This window comes from Streptomyces sp. NPDC059832, assembly GCF_042731715.1.
In the GTDB taxonomy this organism is placed as follows: domain Bacteria; phylum Actinomycetota; class Actinomycetes; order Streptomycetales; family Streptomycetaceae; genus Streptomyces.
The window spans coordinates 88,147-101,784 of sequence record NZ_JBHWIY010000012.1 but is presented as its reverse complement, the minus strand read 5'-3'; the positions used below and the strand labels follow the sequence as shown (position 1 = coordinate 101,784).

Sequence of the window (13,638 nt, the reverse complement as noted above, 5' to 3'; positions counted from 1 at the left end):
CTTTTCCTTTTCCTTCAAGAAACCTCCCTCTCCCCCCCCCCCCCTCCCCTTGTTTTTGGTTCCCCCCCCCCCCCACCCCCCGGCGCGGGCGACCGGATGCAGTGCGGCGTACTCCAGCGGCGCCGATGGATCGATGGACACCTCCAGCGGTGCCGGCTGTGCGCCCGCGCGGACCAGCAGGTCCCCGACCGCGGCGATCATCGCGCCGTTGTCGGTGCACAGCCGCAGCGGCGGCACACGCAGGGTGACACCGGCGGCCCGGCACCGCGCCTCCGCCAGGGCCCGTACGCGGGAGTTGGCGGCCACGCCGCCCACCACGACCAGTGTCCCCACGCCGTACGCGCGGCAGGCGGCCACGGCCTTGCGGGTCAACACGTCCGCGACGGCCTCCTGGAGCGCGGCGGCCCCGTCGGCCAGCGGGAACCGCGCCCCGCGGATCCGGTGCTGCTCCGCCCAGCGGGCGGCGGCGGTCTTCAGGCCGGAGAAGGAGAACGCGTAGGGAGCGTCGCGGGGCCCGGTGAGCGGACGCGGGAAGACCACCGCGTCCGGGTCGCCCGTGCGCGCCGCCCGGTCGATGGCCGGACCGCCCGGGTACGGCAGCCCGAAGACCCGGGCGACCTTGTCGAAGCATTCGCCCGCCGCGTCGTCGAGGGTGTCCCCGAGATGCAGGATCGGGTCGCGGGCCAGGTCGCGTACGAGCAGCAGGGAGGTGTGCCCACCGGACACGATCAGGACCACGCACGGATCGGGCAGCGGGCCGTGCTCCAGGGTGTCGGCGGCCACGTGCCCGGCCAGGTGGTGCACCCCGTGGAGCGGCACGCTCAGTGCGTACGCGAGCCCCTTCGCGCCGGCCAGCCCGACCTGGAGCGCACCCGACAGACCGGGGCCCGTGGTGACGGCGACCGCGCCGATGTCCTTCAAGCGCAGCCCCGCCTCGGCCAGGGCCCGGGACACGACCGGGGTCAGCGACGAGACATGCGCACGGGCCGCGATCTCCGGAACGACCCCGCCGAACCGCGCGTGCTCGTCCATGCTCGACGCCACCGCGTGCCCGAGCAGTTGCCCGTCGCGGACCAGACCCGCCCCGGTCTCGTCGCACGACGACTCGATTCCGAGCACCACCGGAGACCCCACAGCACACTCCTGCACTTCATGACCAATTGCGAATATCTCGCAATAAGGGTACGGGGGTGACCACCTGGCCGTCGCCCGATCATGGCCGGACAGTAGAGTTCGGCTGCGTCATCCCCTGAACACCGAGGTACCGGCCGTGACTCTCGCTCCACCCGAACAACCCGTCCCACCTGCGGTGACCGTCGTGGGAATCGGCGCCGACGGATGGGCGGGACTGACCGACGCGGCGCGCACGGCGCTCGTCGACGCACAGGTCCTCATCGGCGGTGAGCGGCAACTGGCCCTGCTCCCGCCGTCCTGCCGGGGACAACGGGTGCCATGGCCCTCGCCGTTGCGGCCCGCCGTCCCCGGCCTGCTCGCCGCGCACGCCGGGCGCGGGCTCGCCGTCCTGGCCAGCGGCGACCCGATGTTCTACGGCATCGGCCGGGCCCTCACCGAAGTGCTCGGCGCCGGTGCGCCGAGGATCCTGCCCCACCCCTCGTCCGTCTCCTACGCCTGTGCCCGGATCGGCTGGCCGCTGGAGGACACCGAGGTCGTCACCCTGGTCGGCCGCCCCGCCGCCCGGCTGGCCGCCGCGCTGCACGACGGCCGACGGGTGCTGGTCCTCAGCGCGGACGCCGGCACCCCGGCCGCGGTGGCCGGACTGCTCCGCGAACAGGGCTTCGGCCCGAGCCGGCTGCGCGTGCTCGAACAGCTCGGCGGAGCGGACGAGGCATGCCTGGAGGGCACCGCGGACCACTGGCCGCACCCACCGGGCGACCCGCTGAACGTCATCGCGATCGACTGCCGGCGCACCCCCGAAGCCCTGCGCCTCGGCGCCGTCCCCGGCCTGCCCGACGAGGCCTACGAACACGACGGGCAGCTCACCAAGCGGCACATCCGGGCCGTGACCCTCGGGGTGCTCGCACCCGCCCCCGGCGAACTCCTCTGGGACATCGGCGGCGGCTCGGGGTCCATCGCGATCGAATGGATGCGGAGCCACCCGTCCTGCCGCGCGATCACCGTGGAACGCGACCCGGCACGGGCCGGACGCATCGCGCGCAACGCCGGCCGTCTCGGCGTCCCGGCCCTGCGCGTGGTCACCGGCCGGGCCCCCGGCAACCTGTCCGAACTCCCCACGCCCGACGCCGTGTTCATCGGTGGCGGGCTGACCGCGCCCGGCCTTCTCGACACCTGCTGGAACGCGCTGCCGCCCGGCGGACGGCTGGTCGCCAACACGGTCACGCTGGAGTCCGAGGCGCTGCTCGCCGGGGCGCACCGCCTGCACGGCGGTGACCTGGTCCGGCTCGCGGTCGCGCATGCCGTGCCGGTCGGCGGCTTCACGGGCTGGCGGCAGGCCATGCCGGTCACCCAGTGGTCCGTACGCAAACCCTCGATCAGTACCGATGCGGAACGCTCAGCAGAAGAGCCCGCGCAAGACCCAGGAGACAACAGATGACCGTGTATTTCATCGGCGCGGGCCCGGGGGCGGCCGACCTGATCACCGTGCGCGGCGCCCGCACCCTCGCCTCCTGCCGGGTGTGCCTGTACGCGGGCAGCCTGGTGCCCCGGGAACTGCTCGCCGAATGCCCCCCGGACGCCCGCCTGGTGGACACCGCGCAGCTCGACATCGACCAGATCACCGCCGAGCTGACGGCCGCGCACCGGGCCGGCCACGACGTGGCGCGGCTGCACTCGGGCGACCCTTCGGTGTTCAGCGCGGTCAACGAGCAGATGCGTCGGCTCGACGAGGCCGGTGTGCCCTACGAAGTGGTGCCCGGCGTACCCGCGTTCGCCGCCGCCGCGGCGGCGCTCAAGCGTGAACTGACCGTGCCGACCGTGGGCCAGACCGTCATCCTCACCCGGGTGGCCAACCGCGCGACCGCGATGCCGGAGGGCGAGGACCTGGCCACGCTGGGCCGCAGCGGCGCCCTGATCGTGCTGCACCTCGCCGCCAGGTACGTGGACCGCGTCGTCGAGGAACTGCTGCCGCACTACGGGGCCGACTGCCCGGCCGCCGTCGTGGCGCTGGCCTCACGCCCGGACGAACTCGTCCTGCGCGGAACCCTCGACGACATCGCCGAGCAGGTGAAGGCGGCGGGCGTGATCCGTACCGCCGTGATCATGGTCGGCCGCACACTGGGCGCCGAGCAGTTCCGCGACAGCCACCTCTACTCGCCCGGACGCGAACGTCACGTCTGCTGACGGCACCGTCGCACCGGCCGGGCGGACGGTCAGCGCACGCTGCTGCGCCCGACGACCGTGCCCGCCCGGTCGATGCAGATGACGTCGACGGCGACCGGTGCACCCCGCAGCACCGACAGCGCCTCGTCCCGCGCCGCCACGGCCACCAGGTCCCCGAGCGGCACACCGCGCGAGCGGCACAACTGGAGAGCCGCGAGACCCGTGTTCGCGATTGCTATTTCGGCCGCCAGGGCCTCGTCCGCACCGCCCCGCCGGGCCAGCTCGGCCAGGAACGGCTTGTCGACCTGGGACCGGGCGGAGTGCAGGTCGAGGTGTCCGGCGGCGAGCTTCGACAACTTCGCGAACCCGCCGCAGACCGTGAGCCGGTCCACCGGGTGACGGCGTACGTACTTCAGCACCGCGCCCGCGAAGTCCCCCATGTCGAGCAGCGCGATCTCCGGCAGCCCGTACTCGGACACCACGGTCTTCTCCGAGGTGGAACCCGTGCACCCGGCCACGTGGGTGTGCCCGGCGGCACGGGCCACGTCCACGCCGCGGCGGATCGAGTCGATCCATGCCGAGCAGGAGTACGGCACCACGACACCGGTCGTGCCGAGGATCGACAGACCGCCCAGGATGCCGAGGCGCGGGTTCCAGGTGGAGCGGGCGATCTCCTCGCCGTCGTCCACGGAGACGGTGACCTCGACGTCCCCCGAACCCCGGTGCTCCGCGGCGACGCGTGCGATGTGGTCGCGGATCATCTGGCGCGGCACGGGATTGACCGCCGGCTCCCCGACGTCGAGCGGCAGCCCGGGAAGGGTGACCGTGCCCACGCCGGGCCCGGCCCGGAACACCACACCCGAGCCCGGCGGCAGCCGCCGTACGGTCACCCGGACCAGAGCGCCGTGCGTCACATCGGGGTCGTCGCCCGCGTCCTTGACCACCCCGGCCGTCGCCCGCCCCTCGGCCAGTTCCTCCACCGCGAGCGCGAACGCCGGCGTCTGCCCCTTGGGTAGGGTGATCGTCACCGGGTCGGGGAAGTCGCCCGTCAGCAGGGCCGTGTACGCGGCGGTGGCCGCCGCGGTCGCACAGGCGCCGGTGGTCCAGCCGGGCCGCAGACCGGTGTGCTTCAGCTGGGCGCTGCGTCCGCCCTCACTCTCACCCATGGATGGATCCGATGCATGTACTCGTACTCGGCGGAACGACGGAGGCCCGTCGCCTCGCCGGGTTGCTGGTGGAACTGCTCCCGGCCGGTGCCAGGCTGACGAGCTCGCTCGCCGGACGCGTGTCCGGCCCGAGGCTTCCCCCGGGCGAGGTCCGCATCGGCGGCTTCGGGGGAGCCGACGGGCTCGCCGCATGGCTGCGTACGCACCAGGTGGACGCGCTCATCGACGCCACCCATCCTTTCGCCGGGACGATCAGTTTCAACGCGGCCGCTGCCGCCGCTGCCGCCCATGTTCCCCTGCTGGCGTTGCGGCGGCCCGGCTGGGTGCCCGGCGAAGGCGACGACTGGCATTCGGCCGGATCCCTGGCCGAGGCGGCGGCGGCGCTGCCCGCACTGGGACGGCGCGTTTTCCTCACGACCGGACGGATGGGGCTGGCCGCCTTCGCGGGCCTGGACGAGCTGTGGTTCCTGATGCGCTCGGTGGATGCCCCCGAAGCACCGTACCCCGCCCGGATGGAGGTCCTGCTCGACCGGGGCCCGTTCACCCTGGACGGAGAACGTGAGCTGATCCGCCGTCATCGCGTCGACGTCGTCGTCACGAAGGACAGCGGAGGCGCCGCCACGGCCCCCAAGCTCACCGCGGCCCGCGAGGCGCGGATCCCGGTGGTGGTGGTGCGGCGGCCGCCCGTGCCCGAGGGCATCCCGGTCGTCGACGGCCCCGAACCGGCCGTCGACTGGCTCCGGGAACACATCCTCCGCCGGCTCCGGCCCACGGCCGCGCCGGCTCAGCCCTCCGGATAGCGGCGGGGTGTCCAGACGATCTGCCGGCCGTCACCGCGCCGTACCCAGCGGGTCTGCGAGGACCCGACGAGCAGGATCGTGCGCATGTCGACCTCGGCGGGGTCGAGATCGCCCAGGCGTACGGTCCGCACGTTCTCGGCGGGTCCGCCCACATCCCGGCCGAGAACCACGGGTGTGTCCGGCGAGCGGTGTTCGAGCAGCAGGTCACGGGCCTTGCCGACCTGCCAGGTCCGGCTGCGTGAACCGGGGTTGTACAGCGCGAGCACCAGATCCGCCGTCGCCGCAGCGCGCAGCCGCTCAGCGATCACCTCCCACGGCTTGAGCCGGTCGGAGAGCGATATCGCCGCATAGTCGTGGCCCAGCGGCGCACCCGCTCGGGCAGCGGCGGCGTTGGCCGCGGTCACCCCCGGCAGCACCCGCACCGGCACCTGCGCGTACTCGTCCTGCGACGCCACCTCCAGGACGGCCGTCGCCATGGCGAAGACCCCGGGGTCGCCGCCCGACACCACGGCCACCCGACGTCCGCGCCGGGCCAGATCGAGGGCGAACTCGGCGCGCTCCGACTCGACCTTGTTGTCCGAGCCGTGGCGCACCTGCCCCGGCCGTACCGGCACCCGGTCCAGATAGGTGGTGTAGCCGACCAGGTCGTCGGCGGCGGCCAGCGCCCCGCGCGTCTCGGGAGTCAGCCACAGCGGCCCGGCCGGGCCGGTGCCGACCACGGTCACCTCGCCGCCCTCCGGGGCACGTTCGGGACGCGGCGCTCCGATCCTGCTGGGCAGGACCGCGACCGCGAAGTACGGCACGGAGCCGGCGTCGACCTCGGCCAGGTCGCCCACCCGCTCCCCGGCCATCGTGGCGCGCTCGACGTACCGCGCCTCGGGCAGCCGCCCGGACGTCTCGAAGGCGCGGCGCACGGCGGGAAACGTACGTCCCAGCTTCATGACCACCGCGGCGTCGGTGGCGGCGAGCCGGGCGGTCAGCTCCTCCTCCGGCAGGGTGCCGGGCAGGATGGTCAGCACCTCCTCGCCCTCGACGAGCGGGGTGCCGAGCCGCGCGGCGGCCGCGCTGACCGAGGTGACGCCCGGGATCACCTCGGTCGGGTAGCGGTCGGCGAGCCGCTTGTGCATGTGCATGTACGAGCCGTAGAAGAGCGGGTCGCCCTCGGCCAGCACGGCGACCGTGCGGCCGGCGTCGAGATGCACCGCCAGGCGGGCCGCCGCCTCGGCGTAGAACTCCTCCATCGCTCCCCGGTAGCCGCCCGGGTGGTCCGTGGTCTCCGTCGTGACGGGGTAGACCAGCGGCTCCTCGACATGGTCGGCACGGATGTGCTTCGCCGCGATGGACCGGGCGATGGACCGCCCGTGCCGGGCGCTGTGGTAGGCGATGACATCGGCCTCGGCGATGATCTCCACCGCGCGTACGGTCATCAGGGCCGGATCGCCGGGGCCGAGCCCGACCCCGTACAGCCGGCCCGTCTTCTGCTCGCTCACGTCTACTCTTCCTCGCTGGCAATCGCGTTGAGGGCGGCGGCCGCCATGGCGCTGCCACCGCGACGGCCCCGAACGATCAGATGCTCCAGCCCGGACGGGTGCGAGGCCAGGGCGTCCTTGGACTCGGCGGCACCGATGAAGCCGACCGGCACGCCGATGACGGCGGCGGGGCGCGGCGCGCCCTCCTCGATCATCTCCAGCAGCCGGAACAGGGCGGTCGGTGCGTTTCCGACGGCGACGACCGCGCCGTCCAGCCGGTCGCGCCACAGCTCCAGGGCTGCGGCGCTGCGGGTGGTGCCCAGCTGCTTCGCGAGTTCCGGCACCGCCGGGTCGGACAGGGTGCACACCACCTCGTTGTCCGCGGGCAGCCGCTTGCGGGTGACGCCGCTGGCGACCATGGCCACATCGCACAGGATGGGTGCGCCGGCCCGCAGAGCGGCGCGGGCGCGGGCGACCGCGTCCGGGGTGAAAGCGAGATCACGGACGAGGTCGACCATCCCGCAGGCGTGGATCATGCGGACCGCGACCTGGCTCACATCGGCGGGCAGGCCTGCGAGATCCGCCTCTGCACGGATCGTGGCGAAGGACTGGCGGTAGATCGCCGGTCCGTCCTTCTCGTACTGGTGCACAGTGCTTTCGCTCTCTTCCTCGGGCGTGCGACGGTCGGGTACAGGGGAGTGGGGTGTACGGGATCAGCCGCGCGCGCGGCGGGCCGCGGCCACCGCGGCGGCGAGCCCACCGGGGCTGTCGGGGACGCTCACGGGCGCGTCCCGTACCTCGCCCCGTACGAGCGAGATCCGGTGTCCGTCGGGGGTGGCGACGACGTCCACCCACTCGCCGCGGGGGTGGCCGCACCGGCGCTCGCACCCGGACCAGTACACCGGCAACGGGCCCACGGCCCCCACCGCGTCCGCCGCCTGGGCCCGCACATCGGCCAGCGACTTCGCGCAGCCGGGCCGGCCGATACAGGCACCCACCCCGGCCCAGGGGGAGCCGGGTCCGACGACGAGGCCGGTGGCCCCCAGATCGTCCAGCAGCCCTGCGGCCCGCCGCCGCTCCACCCCCGGTACGACGACCCCGCGCCACGGTGTCAGCCGCAACTCACCGCGGCCCCGGTGCCGGGCCGTGTCCGTCAACGACCGCCACTGCGCCGGGCCGACGCGCCCCAGGGGGATGCCGACGGACAGCGCGGCCCCGTCGTGCCGGCCGGTCACGACGCCGGGGGCGGGGCCGTCCGAGCTCCGCGGGCAGGCACGGTCCTCGGTGGAAGTGGTGCCGGTACCCGTCGCACGCAACCGTCGTACGACCTCGTCGAAGAGGGATCCGGCACCGCCGGGCAGGTCCGGCACGCGCCAGGCACCGGTGCCCGACGCCTGATCCAGGAAGGTCCCGGCCGCCAGGAGGGCGGCCTGCGGCGCCTGCGCGCCCGGTATCCGTACCACGGTCCCGGCCGTGCCGATCCGCAGCAGCGCCGTTCCGTCATCCTGCGCCAGCAACGTCACGTCGCCGCCCAGCGCGTCCACATCGCCACGTCCGTCGTCGAGCACGAACAGGAACCTGCCCGAGAGGCCCGCCGTCCGGTCGCCCGCGCACAACAGCGCGTCCAGCGCGGACAGCCAGGGGCCGACGTCCCGTGCGCCGCGGCCGTCGAGCCCCGAGAGCGGCGACGCCACGATGTTGCGTATCCGCTCGTGGCGCGCGGAGCGCAGCAGCCCCGCCTCGCCCAGCCCGTCGGCCAGTTCGCCTCCGCAGTCCGGACCCAGCCCGCGCAACTGGACATTGCCGCGCGAAGTGAGATGCAACTCACCATCGCCCAGGCTCCCCGCCAACGCCCCCAGGGCGTCCGCCTGCTCCGCGGTCAGCAGACCGCCGGGAACACGGACGCGGGCCAGAGCGCCGTCGTCCGCCCGGTGCAGCCGCAGCGTGCCGGGGCAGGCGTCACCGCGGTCCCGGGGAGACGCGTCTCCCGGCGGTGAAGGCGAAGTGGCAGGTCGTGGCATGGCGGCGAGCATACCGACCATCTGACCAGATCCGTATGTCCTCCATCGGTTGACCGGCCCTTACTATGCCTAGTGACGGGCCATCCGGCACGTCGTCGCCACAGACGGCGACAGGGGAGGAAGTCCGGTGCAAGTCCGGCACGGTCCCGCCACTGTGAGTCCGGCCACGGCCGGGCAAGTCAGGAACTCCCTTCCCCACACGCTCGGATCCGTTCGAGCGGGGAGCTTCATTCCGACACCGCCCGGGGCGTGGACACCCCGAGGAAGGCCCGACGCCGCATGATCCTGCTCCTGTCGACGTCCGACACCGACCTGCTCAGCGCCCGCGCCTCGGAGGGCCCGGTCTCCTACCGCTACGCCAATCCCTCCCGGCTCCCGCTCCAGGACCTGCCACAGCTCCTGGACGGCGTCGACCTGGTCGTCGTGCGCCTCCTCGGCGGGGTACGCGCCTGGCAGGACGGCCTCGACCAAGTGCTCGCCACCGGACGCCCCGTCGTCGTCCTCACCGGCGAACAGGCCCCCGACGCCCAGCTGATGGCCGCCTCGACGGTCCCCATCGGCATCGCCGCCGAGGCCCATGCCTATCTGGCCCACGGCGGGCCGGGCAACCTGGACCAGCTCGCCCGCTTCCTCTCCGACACCGTCCTGCTCACCGGCCACGGCTTCGCCCCGCCCGCCCCGGCACCCTCCTGGGGCCCGCTGGAGCGCACCCCCCGGCGCACCGACGGCCCGGTCGTCGCCGTGCTCTACTACCGCGCCCACCACATGAGCGGCAACACCGCGTTCATCGAGGCCCTGTGCCGTGCCGTCGAGGACGCGGGCGCCCGTGCGCTGCCGCTGTACGTCGCCTCGCTGCGCACCCCCGAGCCCGAACTCATCGAAGCACTGCGCGCCGCCGACGCGATCGTGACGACCGTCCTCGCCGCGGGCGGCACCCGGCCCGCCGAGGCGTCGGCGGGCGGTGACGACGAGTCCTGGGACGCGGGCGTTCTCAGCGGCCTCGACGTACCCATCCTCCAGGCCCTCTGCCTCACCGGTTCGCGCACCGACTGGGAAGACAACGACGAGGGAGTCTCCCCGCTCGACGCCGCCAGCCAGATCGCGGTCCCCGAGTTCGACGGCCGCCTGATCACCGTGCCGTTCTCGTTCAAGGAGATCGACGAGGACGGCCTGCCCGCGTACGTCGCCGACACCGAGCGCGCCGCCCGCGTCGCCGGGATCGCCGTGCGCCATGCCCGGCTGCGCCACATCCCGGCCGCCGAGAAGCGGATCGCGCTCGTCCTCTCCGCGTACCCGACCAAGCACTCCCGGATCGGCAACGCGGTCGGCCTCGACACCCCGGCCAGCGCCGTCGCCCTGCTGCGCCGACTCCGCGCCGAGGGATACGACTTCGGTACGGAGGAGGTCCCCGGCCTCGCGTCGGGCGACGGCGACGAGCTGATCCGCGCGCTGATCGAGGCGGGCGGCCACGACCAGGAGTGGCTCACTGAGGAGCAGTTGGCCCGCAACCCGGTCCGCATCCCGGCCGCCGACTACCGGCGCTGGTACGCGACCCTCCCGGCCGAGCTCCGCGAAGCCGTCGAGCAGCACTGGGGCCCCGCCCCGGGCGAGATGTTCGTGGACCGGTCGAGCAACCCGGACGGCGACATCGTCCTCGCGGCCCTGCGCCGCGGCAATCTGCTCATCCTCATCCAGCCGCCGCGCGGCTTCGGCGAGAACCCGATCGCGATCTACCACGACCCCGATCTGCCGCCCTCGCACCACTACCTGGCCGCCTACCGCTGGATCGCCGCCCCGGCCGACGACAACGGCTTCGGCGCCGACGCGATGATCCACCTCGGCAAGCACGGCAACCTGGAATGGCTGCCGGGCAAGAACGCCGGCCTCTCCGCCGCCTGCGGCCCCGACGCCGCCCTCGGCGACCTCCCGCTCATCTACCCGTTCCTGGTCAACGACCCGGGCGAGGGGACGCAGGCCAAGCGGCGCGTCCACGCCACCCTCGTGGACCACCTCGTACCGCCGATGGCGCGCGCCGACAGCTACGGGGACATCGCCCGGCTCGAACAACTCCTGGACGAGCACGCCCAGATCGCGGCGATGGACCCGGCGAAGCTGCCGGCGATCCGCGCACAGATCTGGACCCTGATCCAGGCGGCCAAGCTCGATCACGACCTGGGGCTCGAAGACCGCCCCGAGGACGAGGGCTTCGACGAGTTCATCATGCATCTCGACGGCTGGCTCTGCGAGATCAAGGACGCGCAGATCCGCGACGGCCTGCATGTCCTGGGCGGTGCCCCGGCCGGCGCCGACCGGGTCAACCTCGTCCTCGCGATCCTGCGCGCCCGTCAGATCTGGGGTGGCACGGCCTCCCTGCCGGGTCTGCGCGAGGCGTTGGGGCTCGACGAGTCCGCCGCGACCCGGGTCACCGCCGACGAGGCCGAGGAGCGGGCCCGCGCCCTGGTCCAGGCGATGGAGGACGCGGACTGGTCCCCGGAAGCCGTCGCCGGAGTGGCGGCCGGGCACCCGCGGGCCGTCAGCGACATCCTCGACTTCGCGGCCCGCGAGGTGGTGCCGCGGCTGGCCGCCACGACCGACGAACTCGACCACGCCCTCCACGCGCTGGACGGCGGATTCGTCCCCGCCGGACCCTCGGGCTCCCCGCTCCGCGGTCTGGTCAACGTCCTGCCGACCGGACGCAACTTCTACTCCGTCGACCCCAAGGCCGTGCCCTCGCGCCTCGCCTGGGAGACCGGTCAGGCCCTGGCCGACTCGCTCCTGGAGCGCTACCGCACCGACAACGGCGACTGGCCCACCTCGGTCGGCCTGTCCCTGTGGGGTACGAGCGCGATGCGCACCGCCGGCGACGATGTCGCCGAGGCCTTCGCCCTGCTCGGCGTCCGCCCGGTCTGGGACGACGCCTCGCGCCGCGTCACCGGCCTGGAGGCGATCCCGCCGGCCGAACTCGGACGCCCGCGCATCGATGTCACCCTCCGCATCAGCGGTTTCTTCCGCGACGCCTTCCCGCACACCATCGGCCTCCTCGACGACGCGGTCCGCCTGGCCGCGTCCCTGGACGAGCCTGCCGAGCAGAACCACGTACGCGCCCACACCCAGGCCGACCTGGCCGCCCACGGCGACGAACGCCGCGCCACCACCCGTATCTTCGGCTCCCGCCCCGGTACGTACGGCGCCGGTCTGCTCCAGCTGATCGACTCCCGCGACTGGCGCACCGACGCGGACCTCGCCGAGGTCTACACGGTGTGGGGCGGCTACGCCTACGGACGCGAACTCGACGGCCGCCCGGCCCGTGAGGAGATGGAGACGGCGTACAAGCGGATCGCGGTCGCGGCCAAGAACACCGACACCCGCGAACACGACATCGCCGACTCCGACGACTACTTCCAGTACCACGGTGGCATGGTGGCCACCGTCCGAGCCCTGCGCGGCACCGCCCCGGAGGCGTACATCGGCGACTCCACCCGCCCCGAGACGGTCCGCACCCGCACCCTGGTGGAGGAGACCTCTCGGGTCTTCCGCGCCCGGGTGGTGAACCCCAAGTGGATCGAGGCGATGCGGCGGCACGGCTACAAGGGCGCCTTCGAACTGGCCGCCACCGTCGACTACCTCTTCGGCTACGACGCGACGACGGGCGTGGTCGCCGACTGGATGTACGACAAGCTCACCGAGACGTACGTCCTGGACCCGACCAACCGGGAGTTCCTCCAGCAGGCCAACCCCTGGGCCCTGCACGGCATCGCGGAACGCCTCCTGGAGGCGGAATCCCGCGGCATGTGGGCCAAGCCCGACCCGGCCGTCCTCGAAGCCCTGCGCCAGGCATACCTGGAGACGGAGGGCAACCTGGAGGGCGAGGACTGACCCCCGGGCCCGGTACCGGACCACCGGACAGCGACATGTGACCGAGCCCCGGCCGCGACACCGGCCGGGGCTCGGCTGTTGTTCGTGACGCTGACAGGGCTGATGCGGACGACCTGCGCCGGTGCCACGGTCGGCGGCCTGTGGGAAGCACTCGGCCGGACGTGGGGCATCGACGTGCACACGGGGGAGCAGTTCGGTCCGGTGAACCGGATCGTGCCTGCCACCGGCGTACTCGCTGATCGTGTGATCGTGCTCGGACAGCGGATGTGGTGGCAACGCGGACGCGGATCCGCGTCCCGGTACCCGCAGCCGCCCTACATGGTGAGTCCCGCGAGCCCAGCGCCGTTGCCCCAGGTAGACGCACTGGTCCGCGTAGGGGCGTCACCCGTTCCACCGCCGGGCATAGTGTCGCCCGTGGCGTGGAAGCGATCTACGCATGACCGAAAGTGGCAGTCCTTATATCTCGACGGCTCGGATCACCGTGCTGGGGGTACAGCAGGGTGACCCGCCCTTCCGCCTTGTGGAGATCGACGGGGAGATCGTCAGCGCGGCAACATCGATGATGGATGTGCTCGCCGCCGCCTCGGCCGCAGGAATCAGGGTCCATGACCTGGACGATCCCGGCGTGGTGCGGTGGGTGGGCGGCGGCAAGTTCACCTGGAGGCCGCACTGAGAGTTACCGCAGCGATCGTGCGGCACGGCGGCACGCGCGGATGAGGTGCGGGCGGGGCGCCGGGCTGCGCGTGTCAGACGGTGCGTGGAGGGTGCGGCTGCACGCCCCGGGTGTCCCGCTCCGGACCACCGGTCAGCCGCACTCCGCCCATGGACGTCCACGAGGTCCGGCTGCCGACGGTGTCGTTCCCGCGCGTCCACACTGCCCGACGGGTACCGATCGCGAATTCCCGCCACGGCAGTGGCTGCAACAACGGCGGCCCTGGTACTCCGCAGGTTGATGACGGACTCCTTCGGCGATGCGGCGACGGCCGATTCGCCGGGGCACGCGAACACC

10 protein-coding genes and 1 riboswitch are annotated in these 13,638 nt (G+C 73.3%); of the genes, 5 read left to right on the top strand and 5 right to left on the bottom strand.

Going from position 1 to position 13,638, the window contains the following annotated elements:
• Window positions 1–1,134 (bottom strand): tRNA (adenosine(37)-N6)-threonylcarbamoyltransferase complex transferase subunit TsaD (gene tsaD / locus ACFV8T_RS22420; RefSeq protein WP_385330095.1); only part of this gene is annotated, 1,134 nt, incomplete at its 3' end.
• A 136-nt stretch (window positions 1,135–1,270) separates the two neighbouring features.
• On the opposite strand from tsaD, the gene cbiE reads away from it, so the two are divergent.
• Entirely contained in the window at window positions 1,271–2,572 is a 1,302-nt protein-coding gene (gene cbiE, locus ACFV8T_RS22415; protein WP_385330093.1) for a precorrin-6y C5,15-methyltransferase (decarboxylating) subunit CbiE, read from the top strand.
• The gene (gene cobM, locus ACFV8T_RS22410) at window positions 2,569–3,318 is read left to right on the top strand and encodes a precorrin-4 C(11)-methyltransferase (protein WP_385330090.1); all 750 of its coding nucleotides are present in this window, start codon (window positions 2,569–2,571) and stop codon (window positions 3,316–3,318) included. Before cbiE ends, cobM begins: the two co-directional genes overlap by 4 nt.
• Before the next feature lie 29 nt (window positions 3,319–3,347).
• Here cobM and ACFV8T_RS22405 read toward each other — a convergent pair whose 3' ends face one another.
• Window positions 3,348–4,463 (bottom strand): cobalt-precorrin-5B (C(1))-methyltransferase, encoded by a 1,116-nt coding sequence (locus ACFV8T_RS22405; protein WP_385330088.1) that lies wholly within the window; start codon window positions 4,461–4,463, stop codon window positions 3,348–3,350.
• Between the two features lie 11 nt (window positions 4,464–4,474).
• Here ACFV8T_RS22405 and ACFV8T_RS22400 point away from each other — a divergent pair, with 11 nt between their 5' ends.
• On the top strand, window positions 4,475–5,263 hold the full coding sequence (locus ACFV8T_RS22400) for a cobalt-precorrin-6A reductase (RefSeq protein ID WP_385330085.1): 789 nt from the start codon (window positions 4,475–4,477) through the stop codon (window positions 5,261–5,263).
• Here the strand turns inward: ACFV8T_RS22400 and ACFV8T_RS22395 are convergent.
• The 3 genes from ACFV8T_RS22395 to cobG form a co-directional block, all read right to left on the bottom strand.
• Window positions 5,248–6,753, bottom strand: coding sequence for a precorrin-2 C(20)-methyltransferase (locus ACFV8T_RS22395; RefSeq protein WP_385330082.1), 1,506 nt, complete (start codon window positions 6,751–6,753; stop codon window positions 5,248–5,250). The genes ACFV8T_RS22400 and ACFV8T_RS22395 overlap by 16 nt on opposite strands.
• A gap of 2 nt (window positions 6,754–6,755) precedes the next feature.
• The gene (locus ACFV8T_RS22390; protein ID WP_385330079.1) at window positions 6,756–7,382 is read right to left on the bottom strand and encodes a precorrin-8X methylmutase; all 627 of its coding nucleotides are present in this window, start codon (window positions 7,380–7,382) and stop codon (window positions 6,756–6,758) included.
• Window positions 7,383–7,445: 63 nt separating this feature from the next.
• Window positions 7,446–8,765, bottom strand: coding sequence for a precorrin-3B synthase (cobG, locus tag ACFV8T_RS22385; protein ID WP_385330465.1), 1,320 nt, complete (start codon window positions 8,763–8,765; stop codon window positions 7,446–7,448).
• Between the two features lie 100 nt (window positions 8,766–8,865).
• A riboswitch (adenosylcobalamin (AdoCbl) riboswitch) is annotated at window positions 8,866–8,946 on the top strand.
• A gap of 86 nt (window positions 8,947–9,032) precedes the next feature.
• Here cobG and cobN point away from each other — a divergent pair.
• Both cobN and ACFV8T_RS22375 read left to right on the top strand, forming a co-directional pair.
• On the top strand, window positions 9,033–12,629 hold the full coding sequence (cobN, locus tag ACFV8T_RS22380) for a cobaltochelatase subunit CobN (RefSeq protein WP_385330463.1): 3,597 nt from the start codon (window positions 9,033–9,035) through the stop codon (window positions 12,627–12,629).
• Between the two features lie 436 nt (window positions 12,630–13,065).
• Entirely contained in the window at window positions 13,066–13,302 is a 237-nt protein-coding gene (locus ACFV8T_RS22375) for a hypothetical protein (protein ID WP_385330076.1), read from the top strand.
• The last annotated feature ends 336 nt before the right edge of the window (window positions 13,303–13,638 follow it).